The organism is Pseudomonas sp. NPDC089743 (genome assembly GCF_044748785.1).
Lineage (GTDB): Bacteria > Pseudomonadota > Gammaproteobacteria > Pseudomonadales > Pseudomonadaceae > Aquipseudomonas > Aquipseudomonas putida_X.
The window spans coordinates 287,153-311,425 of record NZ_JBIVGS010000003.1; the positions used below are offsets into that span (position 1 = coordinate 287,153).

Genomic DNA, 24,273 nt, shown 5'->3' on the forward strand with positions numbered 1-24,273 from the left:
GCCAGGCGCGCTACCCGCAACATGCCCTTCACCGCGCCACGACCGTTTCGCCGTTAGTGCTGTCGCTGCCATGCCCTCACGGTGGTGTACAGCAGCACCAGGCCAAGCACTGGCAATACATAGAACAGCATCAGCCGTTCCAGGCGGCCGGCCAGCGGCATGCCGGTGGTGAACGCCACCACGTGCAGCCCGTAGGCAAGGTACAGGCAAAGGAATACCAACCCTTCGGCGCGGGTAATCCGGTACCCGGAGTAGAACACCGGCAGGCTCAGCGCCGCGACGCCGAGCATCACCGGAAGGTCGAAGCCCAGTGCGTTTGGCGATATGGTCAGCGGCTCGGGTGCGGTCAGTGCGGTCAGGCCGAGCACTGCCAGCAGGTTGAACAGGTTGCTGCCGATCACCGTGCCCACAGCGATCTCCCGTTCTCCTCGCAGGGCGGCAATCAGCGCCGCCGCCAGCTCGGGCAGGGACGTGCACACCGCGACAACGGTCAGGCCGATGATGCGTTCAGACAAACCGAGGTCCGTCGCGACTTCGACCGCCGCTTCCAGCAGCAAGTGGCCGGCCAGGCTGAGCAGGCCGAAGCCGAACGCCACTTGCAGCAGCGTACCGGTCCAGAAGCGACCGGCGCTGCTGGCCAGTGCACGTGGCGCAGGGTAGGTGCGGGCATAGTGGCGCGACTGGTGCCAGAGCATGACCAGATAGCCCACCAGGCCCGAGAGCAGCACCAACCCTTCCACCCGCCCCAGGTGGCCGTTCGCGGCCAGCGCGTAGACCAGTGCGCTGGCGACGATCATCAGGGGGATGTCCAGGCGCACCAGTTGGCGCGAGACGCGGAGCGGGATGATCAAAGCCGCCAGGCCAAGAATCACCAGAACATTGAAGATATTACTGCCGATCACGCTGCCCACGGCGACATCGGGCGCGCCCTGATAGGCGGCCTGCAGGCTGACGGTCAGCTGTGGCGCTGTACTACCGAATGCCACCAGGCTCAGGCCGATGATCAGCGGGCGTACGTGCACGCGCTGGGCCAGGCGAAGGGCGGCACGCACCAGGAGTTCGGCGCCGGCCACCAGCAACAGCAAGGCTATGCCCAGTTGCAGGAGGCTGAAGGTGGGGAGGGTGGCCAGGTCGAAAATGGTTGTAACTCCGTTGCGTCAGTCGCTTAGACCTTGTACCCGCACGCGCGCCGTTCCGCTACGGATCATGCCGATTTTTTCTGCTGCAGCGCGCGACAGGTCGATGAGCCGGCCGCGTGTGTGCGGGCCGCGGTCATTGATGCGGACCACCACGCTGCGTTGGTTGGCGAGGTTGGTGACCAGTACCCGGCTGCCGAAGGGCAGGCTGCGATGCGCGGCGGTCAAGCCGTGCTGGTTGAAGGCTTCGCCGCTGGCGGTGCGTTTGCCGTGGTGGCGGGCGCCGTAATAGGAGGCGGTGCCGGTCTGGTTGTAGCCTCGGGGATCGATGTCGTGGCTGGCGCAGCCGGCCAACAGGGAAAACAGGGCCAGGGTGCCGAGGGATCGTTTTAGCAAATCAGGAGCTCCGGTGCTGCGAGTGGGGCCGCTGTGCGGCCCGTCGCCGGCAAGCCGGCTTCCACAGGGCAAGACGCCGTCCCATGGGGCGGCGTTGAACAGGTGGGCGCCGGCTTGTCGGCGATCGAGGGCAAAGCCCTCGCCGCTGGTTTCAGCTCACCCTTCGAGCTTGGCCTTGAGCAATTGGTTCACTTGCCCCGGGTTGGCCTTGCCCTTGGAGGCCTTCATCGCCTGGCCGACGAAGAAGCCGAACATCTTGCCGCGCTTGGCTTCGTCGGCAGCACGGTACTGTTCGACCTGCTCGGCGTTGGCGGCAAGCACTTCGTCGAGCATCTTGTCGATCGCGCCGGTGTCGGTGACCTGTTTCAGCCCTTTGCTCTCGATGATGCTGTCGGCATCGCCTTCACCGGCGGCCATGGCCTCGAACACGGTCTTGGCGATCTTGCCGCTGATGGTGTTGTCGCGGATACGCAGCAGCATGCCACCGAGTTGCTCGGCGCTGACCGGTGCCTGGTCGATCTCGATGCCCAGCTTGTTCAACAGGCTGCCCAGTTCGACCATGACCCAGTTGGCGGCCAGCTTGGCGTCACCGCCAATCTTCACCACTTGCTCGAAGTAGTCTGCCTGTTCACGGCTGGAGGCCAGCACGTTGGCGTCGTAGGCCGACAGGCCATACTGGCTCTGGAAGCGCTCGACCTTCTGCGGTGGCAGCTCCGGCAAGCCGGTACGGATGGTCTCGAGGAAGCTGTCCTCGATCACCACCGGCAGCAGGTCCGGGTCGGGGAAGTAACGGTAGTCGTTGGCTTCCTCCTTGCTGCGCATGGAGCGAGTCTCGTCCTTGTTCGGATCGTACAGGCGGGTTTCCTGAACCACCTTGCCGCCATCTTCGATCAGGTCGATCTGGCGCTGGATCTCACTGTTGATCGCACGCTCGATGAAGCGGAACGAGTTGACGTTCTTGATCTCGCAGCGTGTGCCGAACTCGGCCTGGCCCTTGGGCCGGATCGAGACGTTGCAGTCGCAGCGCAGCGAACCTTCGGCCATGTTGCCGTCGCAGATGCCCAGATAGCGCACCAGCGCGTGGATCGCCTTGACGTAGGCGACGGCCTCCTTGGCGCTGCGCATGTCCGGTTCGGAGACGATTTCCAGCAGCGGCGTGCCGGCCCGGTTCAGGTCGATACCGGTAAAGCCGCTGAAGTCTTCGTGCAGGCTCTTGCCAGCGTCTTCTTCCAGGTGCGCGCGGGTTACGCCGATGCGCTTGATGGTGCCGTCTTCCAGGGCGATGTCCAGGTGGCCCTTGCCGACGATCGGCAGGTCCATCTGGCTGATCTGGTAGCCCTTGGGCAGGTCGGGGTAGAAGTAGTTCTTGCGCGCGAACACGTTGCGCTTGCCGATCTGGGCATCGATCGCCAGGCCGAACATGCAGGCCATGCGCACGGCTTCCTGGTTCAGTACCGGCAATACCCCAGGCATGCCAAGGTCAACCAGGCTCGCCTGGGTGTTCGGCTCGGAGCCGAAGGTGGTGGCGCTGCCGGAAAAGATCTTCGACTGGGTGGCCAGCTGGGTGTGGATTTCCAGCCCGATCACAACTTCCCATTGCATGTGTGAATTCCTCAGAAGCCGTTGGGGGCGCGGGTGTGCCAGTCGGTGACCTGCTGGTAGCGGTGCGCGACATTGAGCAGGCGGCCTTCCTGGAAGTACGGAGCCAGCAGCTGCACGCCGACCGGCAGGCCATCGACGAAGCCGGCTGGCATCGACAGGCCCGGCAGGCCCGCCAGGTTGGCGGTGATGGTGTAGACGTCTTCAAGGTATGCCGCGACCGGGTCGCTGCTCTTGGCGCCGAGCTTCCAGGCCGGGTTCGGCGTGGTCGGGCCAAGGATCAGGTCGACGCCTTCGAAGGCGGTCATGAAGTCGTTCTTGATCAGGCGACGGATCTGCTGCGCCTTGACGTAGTAGGCGTCGTAGTAGCCTGCCGACAGGGCGTAGGTGCCGACCATGATGCGGCGCTGGACTTCGGCACCGAAGCCTTCGCCACGGGAACGCTTGTACAGGTCGGTCAGGTCTTTGGGCGCGTCGCAGCGGTAGCCGAAGCGCACGCCGTCGAAGCGTGACAGGTTGGAAGAGGCTTCGGCCGGCGCGATCACGTAGTACGCAGGGATTGCGTGCTGCATGTTCGGCAGGCTGATTTCCTTGACCACTGCGCCGAGCTTTTCCAGCTCCTTGACGCTGGCTTGTACCAATTCGGCGATGCGCGGGTCGAGGCCGGCGCCGAAGTATTCTTTTGGCAGGCCGATGCGCAGGCCTTGCAGCGAGGCATTGAGGTTGGCGCTGTAGTCCGGCACCGGCTCGTCGATGCTGGTGGAGTCCTTGGCGTCGAAACCGGCCATGCCCTGCAGCAGCAGCGCGCAGTCTTCAGCGGTGCGGGCCAGCGGGCCACCCTGGTCGAGGCTGGAGGCATAGGCGATCATGCCCCAGCGCGAAACACGACCGTACGTCGGCTTGAGGCCTGTGAGGTTGGTCAGTGCCGCCGGCTGTCGGATAGAGCCGCCGGTATCGGTGCCGGTGGTCGCCGGCAGCAGGCGGGCGGCCACGGCCGCAGCGGAGCCACCGGACGAGCCGCCAGGCACGTGTTCGAGGTTCCAGGGGTTCTTCACCGCGCCGTAGTGGCTGGATTCGTTGGCAGACCCCATGGCGAATTCGTCCATGTTGGTCTTGCCCAGGGTGACCATGCCGGCCTCGGCCAGCTTGGCGACCACGGTGGCGTCGTACGGCGCTTTGAAGTTGTCGAGCATCTTCGAGCCGCAGCTGGTACGTACGCCGTGGGTGCAGAACAGGTCCTTGTGGGCGATGGGGGCGCCCAGCAGTGCGCCGGTCTCACCGGCGGCGCGACGGGCGTCGGCGGCACGGGCCTGGCCCAGGGCCAGCTCCTCGGTGACGCTGATGAAACTGTTGAGTTGCGGGTCGAGTTGCTGAATGCGCGCCAGCAGGGCGCCGGTCAGCTCTTCGGAAGAAAACGACTTGTCGGCGAGCCCGCGGGCGATCTCGGCCAGGGTCAATTGATGCATGGCAGGCACTATCCCTTACTCGATGACTTTGGGAACCAGGTACAGACCGCTTTCGGTCTTCGGTGCGATGGCTTGGTAGGCATCGCGCTGGTTGCTTTCGGTGACCTGGTCGGGACGCAGGCGCTGGCTGGCCTCCAGGGGGTGGGCCAGGGGTTCGATGCCGGTGGTGTCGACCGCTTGCATCTGGTCGACCAGCCCGAGAATGCTGTTCAGTGCATCGGTAGTGCGTGGCAGTTCGCCTTCATTCAGGCCCAGACGGGCCAGATGGGCGATCTTTTCCACGTCGCAGCGTTCAAGCGCCATGGGTATCTCCAGGGGAAACAAAGAACGGAATAAGGTCCGTGATGAGGAACATGTCGGCATTCTGGCGGTCATACGGCCGCGATCATCTGCTGGCGTGCTCGGAAAAACGACCAATTTAACATATTGGCTCCTTGCCCAAAATCCCTGCCATTGTTAGAGTTTGCCGCACTTTTTTACCCACGCTTTCCCCAGGGTCCCTTTCCCATGTTCAAGAAACTGCGTGGCATGTTTTCCAGCGATCTCTCCATCGACCTGGGTACTGCCAACACCCTTATCTACGTGCGTGAGCGCGGTATCGTCCTGAATGAGCCCTCGGTAGTTGCCATCCGTACCCACGGCAACCAGAAAAGCGTCGTCGCCGTCGGTACCGAAGCCAAGCGCATGCTGGGCCGTACGCCTGGCAACATTGCTGCCATTCGTCCGATGAAGGACGGCGTCATTGCCGACTTCAGCGTTTGTGAAAAAATGTTGCAGTACTTCATCAACAAGGTTCACGAGAACAGCTTCCTGCAACCAAGCCCTCGTGTGCTGATCTGCGTGCCGTGCAAGTCGACCCAGGTAGAGCGCCGCGCCATTCGCGAGTCGGCGCTGGGTGCCGGTGCCCGTGAAGTGTTTCTGATCGAAGAACCCATGGCCGCGGCCATCGGTGCCGGCCTGCCGGTCGAAGAAGCCCGTGGTTCGATGGTCGTCGATATCGGTGGTGGTACCACTGAAATCGCCCTGATTTCGCTCAATGGCGTGGTCTACGCCGAGTCTGTCCGCGTTGGCGGCGACCGCTTCGACGAGGCCATCGTCACCTATGTGCGCCGCAACTACGGCAGCCTGATCGGCGAATCCACTGCCGAACGCATCAAGCAGGAAATCGGTACCGCCTACCCGGGCGGCGAAGTGCGTGAAGTCGACGTGCGCGGCCGCAACCTGGCCGAAGGCGTGCCACGTGCCTTCACCCTGAACTCCAATGAAGTGCTCGAAGCCCTGCAGGAGTCGCTGGCGACCATCGTTCAGGCCGTCAAGAGCGCCCTGGAGCAGTCTCCGCCGGAGCTGGCCTCTGACATCGCCGAGCGTGGCCTGGTGCTGACCGGTGGTGGCGCGCTGCTGCGTGACCTCGACAAGCTGCTGGCCCAGGAAACCGGCTTGCCGGTGATCGTTGCCGAGGACCCGCTGACCTGCGTGGCCCGTGGCGGCGGTCGCGCCCTGGAGATGATGGACAAGCACGCGATGGACCTGCTCTCCAGCGAGTGATCGAGCGCCCGGTTTACAGGTGGCGCGCGCAGTGCTACCTGTATGCGTTGGGCTGGCGTCCGTTGCGGCGCCGCTTCTGTCAACCCGCAACCAGGCTGGTGCGTTGTCCCATGTCCAATGACCTCCTGAGTCGTCCACGAGGAACGGCCCATTAAACCGCTTTTCTCCAAGGGCCCTTCGCTGGGCGTTCGCCTGCTCGTGTTAGTGGTGCTTTCGGTCGCGCTGATGGTGGTCGATGCACGCTTTGACCTGCTCAAGCCCGTGCGTAGTCAGATGGGCCTGGTTCTGATGGAATCGTACTGGATCACCGACTTGCCTCAGCGGATGTGGCAAGGTGTGGCGGGCCAGTTCGGCAGCCGTAACGAACTGATCGCGGAAAACGAGAAGCTCAAGACCGAAGCCCTGCTGTTGCAGGGGCGCTTGCAGAAGCTGGCGGCCCTGACCGAGCAGAACGTGCGCCTGCGCGAGTTGCTCAACTCCTCCGCACTGGTCAATGAGAAGGTCGAGGTGGCCGAGCTGATCGGCGTCGACCCCAACCCGTTCACCCACCGTATCCTGATCAACAAAGGCGAGCGCGATGGGGTGTTCCTTGGCCAGCCGGTACTCGACGCCCGCGGCCTGATGGGCCAGGTGGTCGAGCTGATGCCCTACACCTCACGGGTGCTGCTGCTGACCGATACCACCCATAGCATCCCGGTACAGGTCAATCGTAACGGCCTGCGCGCGATTGCCAGCGGTACAGGCAACCCTGAGCGCCTGGAGCTGCGCCATGTCGCCGACACGGCCGACATCAAGGAAGGCGACTTGCTGGTGAGCTCCGGCATGGGCCAGCGCTTCCCGGCCGGCTACCCGGTGGCCACGGTCAACGAAGTGATCCATGACTCCGGCCAGCCGTTCGCAATCGTTCGTGCCATTCCTACCGCCGCGCTCAACCGCAGCCGCTACATGCTGCTGGTGTTCAGCGACCGGCGTTCGCCGGAGCAGCGCGCCACCGATGCGGCGCTGGCCCAGGAAGAGGCAGACCGCAAGGGCGCAGCCGCCCCCGTAGAGCCTGGTGCCAATGGCGAACAGGCCACCCCCGGCACGCCTGCAACGGCAGCGCCTGCCCCGGCCGCGCCCGCCGCCCCAGCCGGTGCAGTACCGGCCCCGGCCGCCGCAGCACCGGGTGCAGCCCCCGCCAGCCCTGCCGCAGCGCCTGCGGCACCTGCCCAGCCTCGGAGGCAATGATGGCCAAAACGCGCCGTAACCACGGGTGGGTCATCTGGCTGACCTTCGCCATTGGCCTGCTACTCAGCGTCTCGCCCATGCCGCCGTTTCTCGAGATGTTCCGGCCAATGTGGCTGGCGATGCTGGTATCGTTCTGGACGCTCATGGTCCCGAACAAGGTTGGCATGACCACTGCGTTCGTACTGGGCCTGGCCGAGGATGTGCTGTATGGCACGTTGCTCGGGCAGAACGCCCTGGTCCTGACCCTGATCACCTTCCTGGTGCTGTCGCTGCAGCAGCGTCTGCGCATGTTCCCGATGTGGCAGCAGAGCCTGGTAATCCTGGTGATCTTCGGTATCGCCCAACTGGTCCAGTTGTGGCTCAGCGCGCTCACCGGCAACCGGCTGCCCACGCTTGCGCTGGTCTGGTCGGCAGTCATCAGTGCCTTGCTCTGGCCGTGGATCAGCTTCGCCCTGCGTGATCTGCGCCGGCGTTTGCATATCAACTGACGGCACCGCCGTCACCGACAGGGAGATGTCTGCATGAAACCACTTTACCTGGCCTCAGGCTCGCCCCGTCGTCGTGAACTGCTGGCCCAGATCGGTGTGCCGTTCACCGTTATCAGCGCCCCCATCGATGAAAGCGCGCTGCCAGATGAAAGCGCTGTGGCTTATGTCGAACGCCTGGCCAGGAGCAAGGCTGAGGCTGGCCTTGCCAGTCTCGCCGGCCCGGCCGTAGTCCTCGGTGCAGACACTGCGGTGGTGCTCGATGGGCGAATTCTCGGCAAGCCGGAAAACCGTGAAGATGCCTTGGCCATGCTGGCGGACCTGGCAGGGCGCGAACATCAGGTGTTGACGGCAGTGGCACTGAGCGATGGCCAGTGCTGCCTGAGCGTCTGTGTCACCAGCACTGTGCGTTTCCGTGCCATCGACCCGGAAGAAGCACAGCGCTATTGGGCCAGTGGCGAACCGGTGGATAAAGCAGGCGGTTATGCCATCCAGGGCTTGGGGGCGGTATTCGTGACCGGCCTTCAGGGCAGCTATTCGGCGGTGGTCGGCCTGCCCCTGAGCGAGACGGCCGAACTGCTCGCCCAATTCGGTATCGCCTGCTGGCAGGTGCCGGCGCTTTCTCCAGAGGTAACAAAGCAGCAGTAGCCAGCCCGGCGCCCGCGATCCATGATTACCGAAGACCTTTGACGAGAGCCTGCCATGAGTGAAGAGATCCTGATCAACATCACCCCGATGGAGTCGCGTGTGGCGGTGGTGGAAAACGGGGTGCTGCAGGAAGTGCACGTCGAGCGCACCCAGCGTCGCGGCATCGTCGGTAATATCTACAAGGGCAAAGTCGTGCGGGTGCTGCCCGGCATGCAGGCCGCGTTCGTCGATATCGGCCTGGAGCGCGCCGCGTTCATTCATGCCTCGGAGATTTCCCAGCGCGAAGGTTCTGCCGTGGAGACCATCACCGCACTGGTACACGAGGGCCAGGCCCTGGTGGTGCAGGTGACCAAAGACCCCATCGGCAGCAAAGGCGCACGGCTGACCACTCAGCTGTCGATACCGTCGCGTTACCTGGTGTACATGCCGCGTAGCAGCCATGTCGGCATTTCGCTGAAGATCGAGGACGAAGCCGAACGTGATCGCCTCAAGCAGGTGGTCAGTGACTGCATGGACAGCGAAGACATCAAGAATGCCGGCGGTTTCATCCTGCGCACGGCCGCCGAGGGCGCGCGGGCCGAAGAGATCCTGCAGGACATCCGCTACCTGCGCCGCCTGTGGGAGCAGATTGGCAGCCAGATCCAGACCTGCGGTGCCCCGACGGTCATCTACGAGGATCTTGGCCTGGCCTTGCGCACACTGCGCGACCTGGTCAACCCGAAGATCGAGAAGATCCGCATCGACTCCCGGGAAACCTTCCAGAAGACCACGCAGTTCGTTGCCGAACTGATGCCGGAGATCGCCGACCGCCTGGAGCACTACCCGGGCGAGCGGCCGATTTTCGACCTGTATGGCGTAGAGGACGAAATCCAGCGCGCACTCGATCGCAAGGTGCCGCTCAAGTCCGGCGGCTATCTTGTGGTCGACCCGGCCGAGGCAATGACTACCATCGATGTGAACACCGGCGCCTTCGTCGGCCACCGCAACCTTGAAGAAACCATCTTCAAGACCAACCTGGAAGCGGCCACGGCAATCGCCCGGCAACTGCGCCTGCGCAACATTGGCGGGATCATCATCATCGACTTCATCGACATGGAGGATGAGGACCATCAACGCCAGGTGCTGCGTACCCTGGAAAAGCAGCTCGAACGTGATCATGCCAAGACCAACATCATCGGCATCACCGAGCTGGGCCTGGTACAGATGACCCGCAAGCGCACGCGCGAGAGCCTGGAGCAGGTGCTGTGCGAACCCTGCTCCGCCTGCCAGGGGCGTGGCAAGCTGAAAACCCCGGAAACTATCTGTTACGAAATTTTCCGCGAGATTCTTCGTGAAGCCCGCGCCTATCAGGCAGAAGGCTATCGGGTATTGGCCAACCAGAAGGTGGTCGACCGCCTGCTCGATGAAGAATCCGGCAACGTGGCCGAGCTGGAAACCTTCATCGGTCGAACCATTCGCTTCCAGGTCGAGTCGATGTACTCGCAGGAACAATACGATGTGGTGCTGCTCTGAGGCTTTCTGATACCCAGTCCAGGGTGCCCGGGCTGGCAAAACCGCTGCTTCGAGCCATCATGGATAAACGACCTGGAGGGCCATGGCCATGGGACGTCTGACCCGCGTTCTTGTCGCCTTGACCCGTTGGGGGCTGGGCATCTGCGCCCTGCTGGCGGTGTTGGTGGCGCTCTACGTCAGCCTCGGCCGGTACCTGGTGCCACTGGTGGCCGAATACCGCGCCGACCTCGAAAGCAAGGCCGAGCAGGCGTTGGGAATGCCGGTGCATGTGGGCAGCCTGGAAGGGCGCTGGAGTGGCCTGGCGCCGGTGCTGCAAGTGCGCGACCTGCAGTTGGGCGAGGGGGCTTCGGCGTTGCGCCTGGATGACGTCAAGCTGGTGCCCGACCTGTGGGCCAGCCTCACTGCACGCGAAGTACGCCTGGCGCGTGTTCAGCTGGCGGGCCTGCAACTGATCCTGCGTGAGAACGAGCAGGGCGTTTGGGCGCTTGAAGGCTTACCGAAAAAGGATGATGCGCCGCTGGACCCGGCCGAGGTGTTGCAGCGTTTGCAGCAGTTGGGCCGTATTGATGCATTCGACAGTCAAGTCACCCTGCAGCCCTGGCAGCGTGACCCGTTGACGCTTACCTATGTCAGCCTTGGCCTGCAGGCCGGCGCTTCACGTCAGGCGCTGGACCTGCGTGCGACCCTGCCTGACGGCCAGCCGTTGGCACTGAACCTTCGCAGCCGGGTGAATGCCAAGGCCTGGCGCGACGGTAAGGCAGAGGCTTACCTGAGCCTGCCGCAGAGCGACTGGGCGCGTTGGCTGCCGCCACGCCTGCTCGGCCAGTGGCAGGCCCAAGCCTTGCGCGCCGGTGGTGAGTTCTGGGTTGACTGGGGTGAGGGCCGGTTGCAGCAGGCAGTGGTCCGGCTCAATGCGCCTCAGTTGCGCGGTGGCTATGCCGAGCGCCAGGCGGTGACACTGGATAACCTGGCGGTGTCGGCCTGGTTCCAGCGCAACGCGCAGGGTTTCGATGTGGTGGTCGATTCACTGGCAGCCGACCTCGGCAAGACCCGCTGGGAGTCGAAGCTGCAGCTGCGTCAGCGGGCAGGCGAGGAGCCTGCCGGAGAAACCTGGCAGGTGCAGGCGGACCGTCTTGATCTTACGCCGCTGACGCCTTTGATAGATGCACTGGCGCCGCTGCCGGAAAAGCTCATGACGGTGGTCGATGGGCTTAAAGTGACCGGTGCCGTGCGCAATCTGCGCCTGGACGTGCGGCCCAAGGCCGAGGGTGATCAACGGCTTCAGTTCGCTGCCAATCTGGAAAAAGTGGGCTTTGACGCCTACCACGGCGCACCGGCTGCCGGTAACGTCAGCGGGAGCATCAGTGGAGACCTTGGCCATGGCGAACTACGCCTGGATACCGACGCCTTCATGTTGCATCTTTATCCGATCTTCGCCAAACCTTGGCATTATCAGAAAGCCAACGCCCGCCTGACCTACACCCTCGACAAAGCAGGATTCACCCTGGCTGCGCCCTACCTGAAAGTGCTGGGTGAGGAGGGCAAGATCGCCGGGGATTTCCTGATTCGCCTGCTGTTTGAAGAAGGCAGCGAGAGCTATATGGACCTGCGCGTCGGCCTGACCGAAGGCGATGGCCGCTACACTGCCAAATACCTGCCTGAGGTGCTCAGCCCGGCGCTCGATGAATGGCTGCGCAGTGCCATCGTCAAGGGCAACGTCGATGAAGGCTACTTCCAGTACCAAGGTTCGCTGAACCACGGTGCCAGCCCCGAATCGCGCAGCATCAGCTTGTTCTTCAAGGTGCACGACGCTGCGCTGGACTTCCAGCCTGGCTGGCCACAGGTGCAGAACGTCGCTGGCGATGTGCTGATCGAGGACAGTGGCGTGCGTATCAAGGCCAATAAAGGCCTGTTGCTCGACACACAGGTAAGCGACGTCAGTGTCAACATTCCCCATGTCGAGGGCGACGAGCAAAGCCACCTGTACCTTGATGGCAAGTTCGACGGTAGCCTCGGCGATGGTTTGAGGATTCTCAAAGAGGCGCCTATCGGCACCGGCGAAATGTTCGCAGGATGGGAGGGCGAGGGGCCGCTCAAGGGCAAGCTCAAGCTTGACATCCCCTTGGCCCACGGGCAACGCCCGAAAGTACAGGTCGACTTTGCCACCGCCGATGCACGCCTGAAGGTTGCGCCGCCGACCCTGGAGCTGAGCCGACTCAAGGGCGACTTCAGTTTCGACCTCGACAAGGGCCTGAGTGGGAAGAACATCGCCCTGCAGGCTTTTGGCAAACCGGTGACCGCGCAGATCACCGCCGAGGGCCAGCCTGAGCAGATGCAGACGCGTATCAGCGCGAATGGCCAGGTGGCGCTTGCGGCCTTGACCGACTGGCTGCAGTTCAAGCAGCCCTTGCCGGCGTCTGGTGAGCTGCCCTACCAGTTGCAACTCAACCTTGGCAGCCGCGACAACAGCCTGAGCGTGAATTCGTCGCTCAAAGGCCTGGTGATCGATTTGCCGGCACCGTTCGGCAAGGCCGCAGCAGAGACGCGTGATAGCCGATTCAGCATGAGCCTGCAAGGGCCGGAGCGGCGCCTGGATGCGGCCTATGCCGACCTTGCCCGCTTTGCCTATGCAGCGCCCAGCGACAACCTTGGGCAAGGCCGCGGCGAGCTGCTGCTGGGGGCAGGGCAGGCGCAGGTACCAGCTGAGCAGGGCCTGCGCGTACGGGGGCGCCTCGAGAGCCTGGACCTGGCGCCCTGGCAGGCCAAGATGACGCAGATCAGTGGCGACGACCCAGGCGCCAGTGCCCGCCAGACGCTTCAGAGCGTAGACCTGAGCATCGGCCAGTTGAAGGCCCTGGGCATGGAGCTGAACCAGGCTGTCGTGCGTCTGGCCAGGGGTGGCCCTGCGTGGGATCTGCGCCTGGATAGCAAGGAAGTCATCGGCAATGCACGGTTACCCGATGCCAAGGGCGCACCGATGACCGTGCGCCTGCAGACCTTGCGCCTGCCAGCAGCGGACCCGGTCCAAGCACAGGCCGAGGAAGGCCCTGACCCGCTGGCCTCGTTCGATCCACGCAAGGTACCGGCACTGGACCTGACCATCGACAAGCTGTACCGCGGCGATGACCTGTATGGCAACCTGGCGTTGAAGCTGCGCCCGACCGCCCGAGGCGTATCCGCTCAGGATATCGACCTGGTCTTCAAAGGCCTGCACATCGACGGCCGCGGCGGCTGGGAAGGTGACAGCGGTGCCACCAGCAGCTGGTACAAGGGCCGCCTGGATGGCAAGAACCTGGCCGACGTGCTCAAGGCCTGGGGCTTCGCGCCTACCGTGACCAGTCGCGACTTTCGTCTGGATGTGGATGGCCGCTGGCCCGGCTCGCCAGCCTGGGTTGGCCTCAAGCGCTTCTCGGGCAGCATGGATGCGGCATTGCGCACAGGGCAGTTCGTGGAAGTGGAGGGCGGCGCTCAAGCCTTGCGGGTGTTTGGCCTGCTCAACTTCAACTCCATCGGCCGGCGTCTGCGCCTGGACTTCTCGGACCTGTTCGACAAGGGCCTGGCCTATGATCGGGTAAAAGGCTTGCTGGTAGCCAGTGACGGCGTCTACGTGACCCGCGAGCCGATCAGCGTGACCGGGCCTTCGAGCAACTTCGAGCTCGACGGTACGCTGGACCTCGTTCGCGACCGGGTGGACGCCAACCTTCAGGTCTCCCTGCCAGTGACCAACAACCTGCCCCTGGCCGCGCTGATCGTAGGCGCACCGGCGGTCGGTGGGGCGCTGTTCCTGGTCGACCGGCTGATCGGTGATCGCGTATCGCGCTTCGCCAGCGTGCACTATCGCATCGAAGGGCCGTGGAAAGAGCCTAGAATCACCTTTGTGAAACCGTTCAACAAGTAGTGCCAGGAGTGCCGATGAAAGTAGCGGTCATCCAGATGGTCAGCCAGGACGATGTGTTGGCCAACTTGCAGCGTGCGGGTGCCTTGCTGGAACAGGCGGCATTCGGCGGCGCGAGGCTGGCGGTGCTGCCGGAAAATTTTGCCGCCATGGGGCGCAGGGATGCCGCTGCGATCGGCCGGGCCGAGGCTTTGGGTGAGGGGCCGATACTGCCCTGGTTGAAACGCACCGCCCGCGACCTCAGATTATGGATTGTTGCCGGCACCTTGCCGCTGCCACCTGCCGATCAGCCTGATGCCAAGGCGCATGCCTGCTCGCTTCTGGTCGACGAGCACGGCGAGGTGGTGGCGCGCTACGACAAGCTGCACCTGTTCGACGTGGACGTGGCCGATACCCGTGGCCGTTACCGTGAGTCCGACGACTACGCCCATGGCGCGCACGTGGTGGTGGCCGACACGCCGGTAGGGCGCCTGGGCTTGAGCGTCTGCTACGACCTTCGTTTTCCGGAACTGTACAGCGCGCTGCGCAGTGCCGGCGCGCAACTGATTACGGCACCTGCGGCGTTCACGGCGGTCACAGGCGCGGCGCACTGGGAAGTGCTGATTCGTGCCCGGGCCATCGAAACACAGTGCTATGTGCTGGCCGCAGCCCAGGGCGGTACCCATCCAGGCCCACGGGAGACCCATGGGCACGCGGCGATCGTCGACCCCTGGGGGCGGATCGTCGCCGAACAGGCGCAAGGCGAAGCGGTATTGCTTGCCGAGCGCGACAGTGATGAACAAGCGTCCATTCGGGCGCGTATGCCGGTCGCTTTGCACCGGCGCTTTTTTTCGCAGGACGCCTTGCGGCCTGCGCACACCTCGGAGTGACTATGAGCCAGATGTTATCCACCGTCAGCGAGCAGCTCCTGGCCCCAGGCGGATTGACCCTGGACAGCCTGCAGGCTGTACTGGGCGAGTTGGCCGGGCCGGGCATCGACGCCGCCGACCTGTACTTCCAGGGCCAGATCTCGGAAACCTGGGCGCTGGAGGACGGCATTGTCAAAGAGGGCAGCTTCAACCTTGACCAAGGCGTGGGCGTGCGTGCCCAGTCGGGTGAGAAAACCGGTTTCGCCTACAGCAACGCGATCAACCTCGAGGCTCTGACTTCGGCAGCCCGGGCGGCGCGGTCGATTTCCCGCGCCGGGCAGAACGGCACCGTTCAGGCGTTCCGCAGCCAGGACGTGACGGCCCTGTATGCCCCGGATAACCCGCTGGACGTGCTTAGCCGTGCTGAAAAGGTCGAGCTGCTCAAACGTGTCGATGCCGCCACGCGGGCGCTCGACCCGCGTATCCAGCAGGTCAGCGTGAGCATGGCCGGGGTGTGGGAGCGCATTCTGATCGCTGCGGCCGACGGCAGCCTGGCCGCTGACGTGCGGCCGCTGGTGCGCTTCAACGTCAGTGTCATCGTCGAGCACAATGGTCGGCGTGAACGGGGCGGGCAGGGCGGCGGCGGGCGTACCGACTACCGCTTCTTCACCGAGGAACGGGTCATGGGTTATGCCCGTGAGGCGCTGCGCCAGGCCTTGGTGAACCTGGAGGCCATTCCTGCGCCAGCGGGCACCTTGCCGGTGGTGTTGGGTTCCGGCTGGTCGGGTGTGCTGTTGCATGAAGCGGTCGGCCACGGCCTGGAAGGCGATTTCAACCGTAAGGGCAGCTCGGCGTTCAGTGGCCGGATCGGCGAGAAGGTGGCTTCGAGCCTGTGCACTATCGTGGACGATGGCACCCTCGAGGGCCGTCGCGGCTCGCTGAGCGTCGACGACGAGGGCACGCCGACCGAATGCACGACGCTGATCGAGAACGGCGTGCTCAAAGGCTACATGCAAGACAAACTCAATGCACGCCTGATGGGGATGGCCGTGACCGGTAACGGCCGCCGCGAATCCTATGCCCACCTGCCGATGCCGCGGATGACCAACACCTACATGCGTGCCGGCGAAAGCGACCCGCAGGAAATCATCGCTTCGGTGAAGAAAGGGATCTATTGCGCCAACCTGGGCGGTGGCCAGGTGGACATCACCAGCGGCAAGTTCGTGTTCTCGACCAGCGAAGCCTATCTGATCGAAGACGGCAAGATCACCGCACCGGTCAAAGGCGCGACACTGATCGGCAACGGGCCCGAGGCCATGAGCCGAGTGTCGATGGTCGGTAACGATCTTGCGTTGGACAGCGGCGTGGGGACGTGCGGCAAGGATGGGCAATCGGTGCCGGTAGGGGTAGGCCAGCCAACCTTGAAGCTGGACGCGATCACCGTCGGTGGTACCGGCGCGTGATGCATGCCCCGGGGCTGCAGGGCAGCCCCAGGTGGCGGGGATCAGCGCAGGCCGCGCTGCAGTTCGTCGAGGTCGCGGATGTATTTGAAGACCTTGCGCGCAGCGGCAGGCGGCTTGTTCCGCGCCTTCTCGTGCTGGGCATGACGGATAAGCGAACGCAGCTGCTGACGGTCGGTGTCGGGGTATTCGTTGACGAAGCGTTCAAGGTCCTCGTCATTACCGTCGATCAGGCGGTCCCGCCAGCGCTCCAGGTTGTGGAAGCGTTCGTTGTACTGGCGGCTGGAGCTGTCGATCTGCTCGAGCACCGCGTGGATGGCGTCCAGGTCCTGGTCGCGCATCAGTTTGCCGACGAACGACATATGCCGTTTGCGTGCGCCATGGGCGGTGTGCTTGCAGGCTTCGGCCAAGGCTTTGCGCAGCTCATCGGTCAACGGCAGGCGCGCCAGGGTATCGGCCTTGACCGTAGTCAGGCGTTCGCCGAGTTCGACCAGCGCATGCAACTCGCGCTTGATCTGGGTTTTGCTTTTTTCGCCGTCGAAGGCGTCGTCGTATGAATCAACCATGGTGCGCAGTCCGCTTGAGTTGTATGAAAAGTCGCCGCGCAGGCACTTTTCGTAGAAGGCATAGAAATTGCCGCCATGATAACCACCCGGGGGCCGCTTGTCCGGCCCGGTCGTAGAATGACCCTCGCCGAATGCAGAATTTGAGTGGAGAAAACCATGAGTGCAGTCCAGAGCGTAGGCCCCAAGGACCTGCCAGCATTGCAGGAGCAGGTCGAAGCGATCATCGCCGAGGCGCGCCGGCAGGGTGCCAGCGCCTGCGAAGTGGCGGTGTCGCTGGAGCAGGGCTTGTCCACCACGGTGCGTCAGCGTGAGGTCGAGACGGTAGAGTTCAACCGCGACCAGGGCTTTGGCATCACCCTCTATGTCGGCCAGCGCAAGGGCTCGGCCAGTACCTCGGCCAGTGGCCCTGAGGCCATTCGCGAAACCGTTGCCGCCGCCCTGGCCATTGCCAGGCACACCTCCGAAGACGATTGCTCGGGGCTGGCTGATGCGGCACTGATGGCGCGCGAGATTCCGGACCTGGACCTTTACCATGACTGGGATCTGGAGCCCGAGAAAGCCATCGAGATGGCCCTGGCCTGCGAGGCGGCGGCATTCGACGCTGACCCGCGCATTCTCAACGCCGATGGCACCACCCTCAATACCCACCAGGGCTGCCGTGTCTATGGCAACAGCCATGGCTTCATCGGCGGCTACGCCTCGACCCGGCACAGCCTGAGCTGCGTGATGATCGCTGAAGGTGAAGGCCAGATGCAGCGTGATTACTGGTACGACGTCAACCGCCAGGGCCACCTGTTGGCCGACCCGCGCAGCATTGGCCAGCGCGCTGCACAGCGCGCAGCCAGCCGGCTCGGGGCGCGTCCGGTCAAGACATGCGAAGTGCCGGTGCTGTTCTCCGCCGAGCTGGCCGGTGGCCTGTTCGGCAGCTTCCTGTCGGCCATCTCGGGTGGCAACCTGTACCGCAAGTCGTCGTTCCTCGATGGTGCCCTTGGCCAGCGGCTGTTCCCCAGCTGGCTGACGCTGGATGAGCGCCCGCATATTCCGCGTGCCCTTGGCAGCGCGGCGTTCGACGGTGATGGCCTGGCGACCTATGCCAAGCCGTTCGTCGACAAAGGGGAGCTGGTGTCTTACCTGCTGGGTACCTATTCCGGTCGCAAGCTCGGCTTGCCAAGTACGGCCAACTCCGGTGGTGTGCACAACCTGTACGTCACCCATGGCATCGAAGATCAGGCGGCCCTGATCCGCCGCATGGGGCGCGGTTTGCTGGTGACCGAGCTGATGGGCCATGGCCTGAACATGGTCACAGGCGACTACTCGCGTGGTGCTGCAGGCTTCTGGGTCGAGAATGGCGAGATTCAGCATGCGGTGCAGGAAGTGACGATTGCCGGCAACATGAAGGACATGTTCCAGCAGATTGTTGCCATTGGCAGTGATCTTGAAACCCGCAGCAATATCCACACGGGCTCGGTGTTGATCGAGCGGATGACCGTTGCAGGTAGCTGAAACCCTGAAGCGTTGAGCGAAAACCTCGAAACCCGGCCCTGTGCCGGGTTTTTTATTTGCTCAATCCGCGCTTGAAGTGATTACATTTATCATTTAATAATGAATATCATTACCCAAAAGCTCCGGTGATGATGTTCATGAAACCCGTCCTGCGCGAACTGCCTTACCTGGAAAACTGGCGCTGGCTCAGCCGGCGCATCCGCTGCGCGCTCGAGCCCGACGAGCCGCGCCTGATCGAGCACTATCTGGCCGAAGGCCGCTACCTGGCGTGCTGCACGGACACCTCGCCATGGACCGTGGCGCTGACCTCGTTCCGCCTGCTGCTGGATACCGCCTGCGATCGCATGCTGCCATGGCATTGGCGTTGCCAGTGCCTGGATCAGGCCTGGCGCCCCCTGCTTGAGCTGCGCAAGCTCGACCGCCGCGAACAGAACCAGCGCTGGCAACCCTACGCCCTGCAACTGGCCAACTGCCGGTTGCTGCCGTCCATTTCCCCCGATGAACTGATGCAAGGATTTGATGATGAGTGATACCCGTATCGAGCGTGACAGCATGGGTGAATTGCAGGTGCCGGCCCTGGCCCTGTATGGCGCCCAGACCCAGCGCGCGGTCGACAACTTCCCGATCAGCGGCCAGCGTATGCCGGCCCAGTTCATTCGTGCCCTGCTGTTGGCCAAGGCGGCTGCCGCCAAGGCCAACATCGAGCTGGAGCAGATTTCTGCCGCCCAGGGCCAAGCCATCGTCAAGGCGGTCGAGCAACTGCTCGCCGAAGACTTCATCCAGCACTTCCCGGTGGACGTGTACCAGACCGGCTCTGGCACCAGCTCGAACATGAATGCCAACGAGGTGATCGCCACGCTGGCCAGCCGCCTGCTCGGTGAGCCGGTCAATGCCAACGACCATGTCAACTGCGGCCAGAGCAGCAACGACATCATCCCGACCACCATTCACGTCAGCGCCGCACTGGCGCTGCATGAGCAGTTGCTGCCCGCCCTGGCTCACCTGGTTCAGGTGATCGAGGCCAAGTCGGTGCAAGTGCATCAGTACGTGAAGACTGGCCGTACCCACCTGATGGATGCCATGCCGGTGCGCATGAGCCAGGTGCTCGATGGCTGGGCGGCCCAGATCAATGGCGCCAAGGCGCATATCGAAGCGACCCTGCCGAGCCTGCAGGCCCTGGCCCAGGGTGGCACTGCCGTGGGCACCGGGATCAACGCCCACCCGCAATTCGCCGCAGGCTTCGCTCGCCAGCTGAGCGGCCTCACCCAGGTCGAGTTTACCCCCGGCCAGAACTTGTTCGCCCTGATCGGCTCCCAGGACACCGCCGTGGCGCTGTCCGGCCAGCTCAAAACCACTGCCGTGGCACTGATGAAAATCGCCAACGACCTGCGCTGGATGAATTCCGGGCCGCTCGCAGGCCTCGGTGAGATCGAACTCCAAGCCCTGCAGCCTGGCTCCTCGATCATGCCGGGCAAGGTCAACCCGGTTATCCCGGAAGCCACCGCCATGGTCGCCGCCCAGGTGATCGGCAACGACGCGACCATCGCCGTTGCCGGCCAGTCGGGCAACTTCGAGCTCAACGTGATGCTGCCGGTGATAGCCCGCAACCTGCTGGAGAGCATCGAGCTGATGGCCAACGCCAGCCGCCTGCTGGCCGACCAGGCCATCGCCAGCTTCAAGGTCAATGAGGGCAAGCTCAAGGAAGCCCTGGCACGCAACCCGATCCTGGTCACCGCCCTGAACCCGATCATCGGCTACCTCAAGGCCGCCGAGATCGCCAAGACCGCGTACAAGCAGGGCCGGCCGATCATCGACGTGGCGCTGGAGCATACCGACCTGTCGCGCGATCAGCTCGAAGCGCTGCTGGACCCGGAAAAACTCACCGCTGGGGGCATCTGACCCGCGTCAGCGCCCAGGAGGCCTGTCATGCAGCACTGGAAACGCACCACCGAGGCCGCCAACCGGCTGTTCGACCAGGGCGAGCTGGTCGATGCCCGGGAACTGTACCTGCAAGCCCTGGCGCTGGCCCAGGTGCTGTTCGAGCGCTGGCATGACGTCGACGGAGCAGTGGCCGCTTTGGTCATTGCCCACCACAACCTGGCCGACCTGCACCTGCGCCTGAACCAGCCGCATGAGAGCGCCGACTACCTGTGCGCCATTCATCAGCGCCTGCTCCAGGCCAGCCAGGAAGCGCGCCTGCCGCAGGCGCTGCGTGATGCCGCGCTGCGCCACAGCGGGCGCACCTACACCCAATTGCTGAGCTTCATTGCCGAATACGGGCAGTATCCGCGCGCCGAGCGCCTGCTCTATCGCCGTGCGCCCTTGGCCAGTGGACTGGCTGCCCAGACGGACCTGCCGCCCCCAACCCCCGCTTACGGAATCCATTGATATGTCTCATACCTTGCCTGCTTTGCCCTATGCCTACGATGCGCTGGAACCGCATATCGATACCCAGACCATGGAGATACACCACACCAAGCACCACCAGACTTACGTCAACGGCCTCAATGCTGCGGTCGAAGGTACCCAGTGGGCTGACTGGCCGGTTGAGAAGCTGGTTGCTGCGGTCAAACAGCTGCCGGAAAACCTGCGAGGGGCGGTGACCAACCATGGCGGTGGTCACGCCAACCATTCGCTGTTCTGGAAAGTCATGTCGCCCAAGGGCGGCGGCCAGCCACAGGGCTTGGTGGCCAAGGCCATCGAGGCTGAGCTGGGTGGTTTCGAGGCGTTCAAGGAGGCCTTCACCAAAGCCGCGCTGACCCGCTTCGGCAGCGGCTGGGCCTGGCTCAGCGTGAATGGTGAACAGAAACTCGTGGTGGAGAGCAGCGGCAACCAGGACAGCCCGCTGATGCATGGCAACACACCGATCCTCGGCCTGGATGTGTGGGAGCATGCCTACTACTTGAAGTACCAGAACCGTCGCCCGGAATACATTGGGGCTTTCTACAACGTAATTGACTGGGCCGAAGTGGAACGCCGTTATATCGAAGCCAGCCAATGAGTCGGACCGGTATGCGTTCAGAGGTGATGTCTGTCAGTAGTGTGCGCCTGTTCCGGCTGGCACTGGGTACTGTGCTGCTCTTGGTTGGCACGGCCCTGCTGGTGGCCCGGGGCATCGCCTGGCTGGACCTGGATCCGCGCATGTTGCGTGCCCTCGAGGGCGGCGCATTGTGCGCGCTGGGAACAGCGCTGGGCGCAGTACCGGTGCTGGTGATTCGGAATATGCCGGTGGCCCTGGCCGATACCTTGTTGGGTTTCGGTGCCGGTGTGATGCTGGCGGCGACGGCGTTCTCGCTGATCATTCCTGGCCTGGATGCCGCTCAGTCCATCGGATTCAGCCCCTGGGGGGCGGGTGGCCTGGTCAGCTTCGGCCTGTTGTTCGGTGCGATGTGCCTGTTCGTCGTCGATCTGAAAGTGTCCGGTGCTTCGCCCGAGGCCTTGGTCGGCACCGGGAACCAACCGGTGATTGCAGCGCGGATCTGGCTGTTCGTGATCGCGATCATCGCCCACAACATCCCCGAAGGCATGGCCATCGGCGTGTCGGCCGGGGGCGGCATGACCGATGCTGACAGCCTCGCCATGGGCATTGCCTTGCAGGATGTTCCCGAAGGATTGGTCATTGCGCTGGTGCTGGCGGGGGCGGGGATGCCTCGGTTCAAGGCGTTTCTGATCGGTGCGGCGTCGGGGTTGGTAGAACCACTGGCAGCGGTGGTCTGTGCCTGGCTGGTGAATGTCGCCGAACTGCTGTTACCGCTGGGCCTGGCCTGTGCGGCCGGGGCCATGCTGCTGGTGGTGACCCAGGAAATCATTCCCGAGTCGCGCAGCAATGGGCATCACCGTCTGGCCAGCCTCGGCCTGTGCGTAGGTTTTTGCTTGATGATGGTGATGGACACGGCGATGTCTTGAATTGGCATCAACTGGCCCGTCGCCGGTAAGCCGGCCCCCCGAATCGGCAGTCCACGATGAGGGCGTCGGCTTGCCAGCGATGAGGCCAGCCTGGAGTTAGGGGCTTATTCGCCTTCGTCGAAGTAGTTGTTGATCAAGGCTACCAGCGCTTCCAGTGCGTCGTTGTCCTGCTCGCCTTCAGTGTGCAGGTGCACCTGGGTGCCTTTGCCTGCCGCCAACATCATCACGGCCATGATGCTCTTGCCGTCCACCAGCTTGTCTGGTGCGCGGCCCACCCGCACCTGGCAGGGGAAGCGCCCGGCCACGCCGACGAACTTGGCGGCCGCCCGGGCATGCAGGCCCAGCTTGTTGATGATGGTGATTTCGCGGGCGGGCATCGGGGTGCTGATCCTGTGGGCTAGAGGTCGCGGTGGCGGACCTGGACGTTTTTCAGGGACTGTTGCAACAGTTGGCCGAGGCGCTCTGTGAGGTACACCGAGCGGTGGTGGCCGCCTGTGCAGCCAATGGCGATGGTGACATAGGCGCGGTTACTGGCAGCGAAGCGGGGCAGCCACTTGAGCAGGTAAGTCGAGATGTCGGTAAACATCTCTTCGACATCCGGCTGCGCTGCAAGGTAATCGATAACCGGCTGATCCAGGCCGGAATGCTCACGCAGTTCGGGCTTCCAGTATGGGTTCGGCAGGCAGCGTACATCGAAAACCAGGTCTGCATCGACCGGCATGCCACGCTTGAAGCCGAACGATTCGACCAGGAATGCGGTGCCCGGCTCAGGCTGATTGAGCAGGCGCAACTTGATCGAGTCGCGCAGCTGGTAAAGGTTGAGGCTGGTGGTGTCGATCTTCAGGTCGGCAAGATCGGAGATTGGCCCCAGCAATTCGCTTTCGACGCGGATCGCTTCGGCCAGTGAGCGATCCGCATTCGTCAGCGGATGGCGCCGGCGCGTTTCGGAGAAGCGCTTGAGCAGCGTGTCCTCGTCGGCGTCGAGAAACAGCACATCGCACTGGATATGCCGGCCACGCGCTTCGGCGAGCAATTCGGGGAAGCGTGACAGGTGGCTTGGCAGGTTGCGGGCATCGATGGACACTGCCACTTTCGGCTGCAGCAACTCTGTATGGATCAACGCGTTTTCCGCCAACTGCGGCAGCAAGCCGGCAGGGAGGTTATCGATACAGTAAAAGCCGTTGTCTTCCAGCACATCGAGGGCGGTACTCTTGCCGGAGCCGGACCGGCCGCTGACGATGATCAGGCGCATGTTCAGTGCTCGTTCTGTGCGTCCAGGACTACCTGGTACAGGGCCTCGCTGCTGTTGGCGGCACGCAGGCGCTCGCGAACTTCCTTGCGATCCAGCATGCTGGCGATCTGGCGCAGCAGTTCCAGATGGGCGTCGGTGGCAGCCTCCGGCACCAGCAGGACGAACAGCAGGTCGACAGGCGCGCCATCGATGGCGTCATAGTCGATCGGAGCATCCAGGTGCAGCAGTGCGCTGACGGGCGAAGTGCAGCCTGCAAGGCGGCAGTGAGGTATGGCGATCCCATTGCCGAAGCCTGTGGAGCCGAGCTTTTCACGAGCGATCAGCTTTTCGAAGACGTCTTGCATCTCGAGCTCGGGGATTTGATCGGCAATCAGGTTGGCGACTTTTTCCAAGGCGCGCTTCTTACTGCCACCCGACACGTTCACCAAGGAACGGTCGGGGGTCAGGATGGTTTCAAGTCGGATCATGGATGAGGGGATCAGCGGGCAGCTGCACCTTGCAGCAGACTTTGCTGTTTTTCCTTGTGTTTTTTCAGTTGGCGGTCGAGCTTGTCGGCCAAGGCATCGATCGCTGCATACATGTCTTCGTGTTCGGCGTTGGCAACCACTTCCGAGCCAGGAATCTGCAGGGTCGCTTCGACCTTCTGCTGCAGCTTCTCGACCTTCATGATGACCTGCACGTTAGTGATCTTGTCGAAGTGGCTTTCCACGCGGGCGAGCTTTTCAAGCACGTAATCGCGCAGCGGCTGGGTGACTTCTACATGCTGTCCACTGATATTGACTTGCATACAGCTTCTCCTTTGTTGCCCGTGCATAAAGAGGCAGGTCTT

General features: G+C 63.5%; 24 protein-coding genes. 14 read left to right on the forward strand and 10 right to left on the reverse strand.

Annotated features, from left to right (window positions below; translation table 11 throughout):
* Positions 1–53: 53 nt before the first annotated feature.
* From ACIPZC_RS08140 to gatC, 5 genes are all read right to left on the reverse strand, one after another.
* Positions 54–1,097, reverse strand: a complete 1,044-nt coding sequence (locus ACIPZC_RS08140) for a calcium/sodium antiporter (protein ID WP_241804435.1) — start codon at positions 1,095–1,097, stop codon at positions 54–56.
* A 60-nt stretch (positions 1,098–1,157) separates the two neighbouring features.
* On the reverse strand, positions 1,158–1,532 hold the full coding sequence (locus ACIPZC_RS08145; protein WP_241804219.1) for a septal ring lytic transglycosylase RlpA family protein: 375 nt from the start codon (positions 1,530–1,532) through the stop codon (positions 1,158–1,160).
* A 156-nt stretch (positions 1,533–1,688) separates the two neighbouring features.
* Complete coding sequence (gene gatB, locus ACIPZC_RS08150) at positions 1,689–3,134, reverse strand: Asp-tRNA(Asn)/Glu-tRNA(Gln) amidotransferase subunit GatB (RefSeq protein WP_400626111.1); 1,446 nt, start codon at positions 3,132–3,134, stop codon at positions 1,689–1,691.
* An 11-nt stretch (positions 3,135–3,145) separates the two neighbouring features.
* The gene (gene gatA, locus ACIPZC_RS08155) at positions 3,146–4,597 is read right to left on the reverse strand and encodes an Asp-tRNA(Asn)/Glu-tRNA(Gln) amidotransferase subunit GatA (protein ID WP_241804221.1); all 1,452 of its coding nucleotides are present in this window, start codon (positions 4,595–4,597) and stop codon (positions 3,146–3,148) included.
* 15 nt (positions 4,598–4,612) lie between these two features.
* Positions 4,613–4,900 (reverse strand): Asp-tRNA(Asn)/Glu-tRNA(Gln) amidotransferase subunit GatC, encoded by a 288-nt coding sequence (gatC, locus tag ACIPZC_RS08160; protein ID WP_241804222.1) that lies wholly within the window; start codon positions 4,898–4,900, stop codon positions 4,613–4,615.
* A gap of 204 nt (positions 4,901–5,104) precedes the next feature.
* Here gatC and mreB point away from each other — a divergent pair, with 204 nt between their 5' ends.
* From mreB to tldD, 8 genes are all read left to right on the forward strand, one after another.
* Entirely contained in the window at positions 5,105–6,142 is a 1,038-nt protein-coding gene (gene mreB, locus ACIPZC_RS08165) for a rod shape-determining protein MreB (protein WP_003255163.1), read from the forward strand.
* A gap of 198 nt (positions 6,143–6,340) precedes the next feature.
* Positions 6,341–7,369, forward strand: coding sequence for a rod shape-determining protein MreC (mreC, locus tag ACIPZC_RS08170; protein ID WP_400626114.1), 1,029 nt, complete (start codon positions 6,341–6,343; stop codon positions 7,367–7,369).
* The gene (mreD, locus tag ACIPZC_RS08175) at positions 7,369–7,857 is read left to right on the forward strand and encodes a rod shape-determining protein MreD (protein ID WP_267818528.1); all 489 of its coding nucleotides are present in this window, start codon (positions 7,369–7,371) and stop codon (positions 7,855–7,857) included. Before mreC ends, mreD begins: the two co-directional genes overlap by 1 nt.
* A 33-nt stretch (positions 7,858–7,890) precedes the next feature.
* Positions 7,891–8,502: a Maf family protein gene (locus tag ACIPZC_RS08180; protein WP_400626116.1), complete on the forward strand. Its 612-nt coding sequence runs from the start codon at positions 7,891–7,893 to the stop codon at positions 8,500–8,502.
* A gap of 54 nt (positions 8,503–8,556) precedes the next feature.
* Positions 8,557–10,014 (forward strand): ribonuclease G, encoded by a 1,458-nt coding sequence (rng, locus tag ACIPZC_RS08185; RefSeq protein ID WP_241804226.1) that lies wholly within the window; start codon positions 8,557–8,559, stop codon positions 10,012–10,014.
* A gap of 82 nt (positions 10,015–10,096) precedes the next feature.
* A complete protein-coding gene (locus tag ACIPZC_RS08190) occupies positions 10,097–13,912 on the forward strand; it encodes a YhdP family protein (RefSeq protein ID WP_400626118.1) in 3,816 nt (1,271 codons plus the stop codon).
* Between the two features lie 14 nt (positions 13,913–13,926).
* Positions 13,927–14,778: a carbon-nitrogen hydrolase family protein gene (locus ACIPZC_RS08195; protein WP_400626120.1), complete on the forward strand. Its 852-nt coding sequence runs from the start codon at positions 13,927–13,929 to the stop codon at positions 14,776–14,778.
* A gap of 2 nt (positions 14,779–14,780) precedes the next feature.
* Positions 14,781–16,220: a metalloprotease TldD gene (gene tldD, locus ACIPZC_RS08200; protein ID WP_241804229.1), complete on the forward strand. Its 1,440-nt coding sequence runs from the start codon at positions 14,781–14,783 to the stop codon at positions 16,218–16,220.
* 41 nt (positions 16,221–16,261) lie between these two features.
* Here the strand turns inward: tldD and yjgA are convergent, their stop codons facing one another.
* On the reverse strand, positions 16,262–16,783 hold the full coding sequence (gene yjgA / locus ACIPZC_RS08205; RefSeq protein ID WP_012316086.1) for a ribosome biogenesis factor YjgA: 522 nt from the start codon (positions 16,781–16,783) through the stop codon (positions 16,262–16,264).
* Between the two features lie 156 nt (positions 16,784–16,939).
* Between yjgA and pmbA the strand changes: the two genes are divergently transcribed.
* The 6 genes from pmbA to ACIPZC_RS08235 all read left to right on the forward strand — a co-directional run bounded on the left by pmbA (position 16,940) and on the right by ACIPZC_RS08235 (position 22,192).
* Positions 16,940–18,286 (forward strand): metalloprotease PmbA, encoded by a 1,347-nt coding sequence (gene pmbA / locus ACIPZC_RS08210; protein ID WP_267818517.1) that lies wholly within the window; start codon positions 16,940–16,942, stop codon positions 18,284–18,286.
* Between the two features lie 128 nt (positions 18,287–18,414).
* Positions 18,415–18,816: a FagA protein gene (locus ACIPZC_RS08215; protein WP_241804231.1), complete on the forward strand. Its 402-nt coding sequence runs from the start codon at positions 18,415–18,417 to the stop codon at positions 18,814–18,816.
* A complete protein-coding gene (locus ACIPZC_RS08220) occupies positions 18,809–20,185 on the forward strand; it encodes a class II fumarate hydratase (protein ID WP_400626123.1) in 1,377 nt (458 codons plus the stop codon). Before ACIPZC_RS08215 ends, ACIPZC_RS08220 begins: the two co-directional genes overlap by 8 nt.
* 27 nt (positions 20,186–20,212) lie before the next feature.
* Positions 20,213–20,674 carry a hypothetical protein gene (locus ACIPZC_RS08225; protein WP_400626125.1) on the forward strand — a complete coding sequence of 154 codons (462 nt, stop codon included), beginning with the start codon at positions 20,213–20,215 and terminating at the stop codon, positions 20,672–20,674.
* A 1-nt stretch (position 20,675) separates the two neighbouring features.
* On the forward strand, positions 20,676–21,287 hold the full coding sequence (locus ACIPZC_RS08230) for a superoxide dismutase (RefSeq protein WP_267818509.1): 612 nt from the start codon (positions 20,676–20,678) through the stop codon (positions 21,285–21,287).
* Between the two features lie 11 nt (positions 21,288–21,298).
* The gene (locus tag ACIPZC_RS08235) at positions 21,299–22,192 is read left to right on the forward strand and encodes a ZIP family metal transporter (RefSeq protein WP_400626127.1); all 894 of its coding nucleotides are present in this window, start codon (positions 21,299–21,301) and stop codon (positions 22,190–22,192) included.
* 104 nt (positions 22,193–22,296) lie between these two features.
* On the opposite strand, the gene ACIPZC_RS08240 is transcribed toward ACIPZC_RS08235, so the two are convergent.
* From ACIPZC_RS08240 to hpf, 4 genes are read right to left on the reverse strand one after another with little or no spacing between them, the layout of a single operon-like run.
* A complete protein-coding gene (locus ACIPZC_RS08240; protein ID WP_046784446.1) occupies positions 22,297–22,569 on the reverse strand; it encodes an HPr family phosphocarrier protein in 273 nt (90 codons plus the stop codon).
* A gap of 20 nt (positions 22,570–22,589) precedes the next feature.
* The gene (gene rapZ, locus ACIPZC_RS08245; protein ID WP_241804236.1) at positions 22,590–23,444 is read right to left on the reverse strand and encodes an RNase adapter RapZ; all 855 of its coding nucleotides are present in this window, start codon (positions 23,442–23,444) and stop codon (positions 22,590–22,592) included.
* Between the two features lie 2 nt (positions 23,445–23,446).
* Positions 23,447–23,911 carry a PTS IIA-like nitrogen regulatory protein PtsN gene (ptsN, locus tag ACIPZC_RS08250; protein ID WP_400626130.1) on the reverse strand — a complete coding sequence of 155 codons (465 nt, stop codon included), beginning with the start codon at positions 23,909–23,911 and terminating at the stop codon, positions 23,447–23,449.
* Between the two features lie 11 nt (positions 23,912–23,922).
* Entirely contained in the window at positions 23,923–24,231 is a 309-nt protein-coding gene (hpf, locus tag ACIPZC_RS08255; protein WP_241804237.1) for a ribosome hibernation-promoting factor, HPF/YfiA family, read from the reverse strand.
* Between the last annotated feature and the right edge of the window lie 42 nt (positions 24,232–24,273).

What these genes read in the sequence shown, in the direction of transcription:
- gatB (WP_400626111.1), bottom strand. Translation starts at nt 3,134, where the DNA reads ATGCAATGGGAAGTTGTGATCGGGCTGGAAATCCACACCCAGCTGGCC.
- gatA (WP_241804221.1), bottom strand. Translation starts at nt 4,597, where the DNA reads ATGCATCAATTGACCCTGGCCGAGATCGCCCGCGGGCTCGCCGACAAG.
- gatC (WP_241804222.1), bottom strand. Translation starts at nt 4,900, where the DNA reads ATGGCGCTTGAACGCTGCGACGTGGAAAAGATCGCCCATCTGGCCCGT.
- mreB (WP_003255163.1), top strand. Translation starts at nt 5,105, where the DNA reads ATGTTCAAGAAACTGCGTGGCATGTTTTCCAGCGATCTCTCCATCGAC.
- mreD (WP_267818528.1), top strand. Translation starts at nt 7,369, where the DNA reads ATGGCCAAAACGCGCCGTAACCACGGGTGGGTCATCTGGCTGACCTTC.
- ACIPZC_RS08180 (WP_400626116.1), top strand. Translation starts at nt 7,891, where the DNA reads ATGAAACCACTTTACCTGGCCTCAGGCTCGCCCCGTCGTCGTGAACTG.
- rng (WP_241804226.1), top strand. Translation starts at nt 8,557, where the DNA reads ATGAGTGAAGAGATCCTGATCAACATCACCCCGATGGAGTCGCGTGTG.
- ACIPZC_RS08190 (WP_400626118.1), top strand. Translation starts at nt 10,097, where the DNA reads ATGGCCATGGGACGTCTGACCCGCGTTCTTGTCGCCTTGACCCGTTGG.
- ACIPZC_RS08195 (WP_400626120.1), top strand. Translation starts at nt 13,927, where the DNA reads ATGAAAGTAGCGGTCATCCAGATGGTCAGCCAGGACGATGTGTTGGCC.
- tldD (WP_241804229.1), top strand. Translation starts at nt 14,781, where the DNA reads ATGAGCCAGATGTTATCCACCGTCAGCGAGCAGCTCCTGGCCCCAGGC.
- yjgA (WP_012316086.1), bottom strand. Translation starts at nt 16,783, where the DNA reads ATGGTTGATTCATACGACGACGCCTTCGACGGCGAAAAAAGCAAAACC.
- pmbA (WP_267818517.1), top strand. Translation starts at nt 16,940, where the DNA reads ATGAGTGCAGTCCAGAGCGTAGGCCCCAAGGACCTGCCAGCATTGCAG.
- ACIPZC_RS08215 (WP_241804231.1), top strand. Translation starts at nt 18,415, where the DNA reads ATGATGTTCATGAAACCCGTCCTGCGCGAACTGCCTTACCTGGAAAAC.
- ACIPZC_RS08220 (WP_400626123.1), top strand. Translation starts at nt 18,809, where the DNA reads ATGAGTGATACCCGTATCGAGCGTGACAGCATGGGTGAATTGCAGGTG.
- ACIPZC_RS08225 (WP_400626125.1), top strand. Translation starts at nt 20,213, where the DNA reads ATGCAGCACTGGAAACGCACCACCGAGGCCGCCAACCGGCTGTTCGAC.
- ACIPZC_RS08230 (WP_267818509.1), top strand. Translation starts at nt 20,676, where the DNA reads ATGTCTCATACCTTGCCTGCTTTGCCCTATGCCTACGATGCGCTGGAA.
- ACIPZC_RS08235 (WP_400626127.1), top strand. Translation starts at nt 21,299, where the DNA reads ATGCGTTCAGAGGTGATGTCTGTCAGTAGTGTGCGCCTGTTCCGGCTG.
- ACIPZC_RS08240 (WP_046784446.1), bottom strand. Translation starts at nt 22,569, where the DNA reads ATGCCCGCCCGCGAAATCACCATCATCAACAAGCTGGGCCTGCATGCC.
- rapZ (WP_241804236.1), bottom strand. Translation starts at nt 23,444, where the DNA reads ATGCGCCTGATCATCGTCAGCGGCCGGTCCGGCTCCGGCAAGAGTACC.
- ptsN (WP_400626130.1), bottom strand. Translation starts at nt 23,911, where the DNA reads ATGATCCGACTTGAAACCATCCTGACCCCCGACCGTTCCTTGGTGAAC.
- hpf (WP_241804237.1), bottom strand. Translation starts at nt 24,231, where the DNA reads ATGCAAGTCAATATCAGTGGACAGCATGTAGAAGTCACCCAGCCGCTG.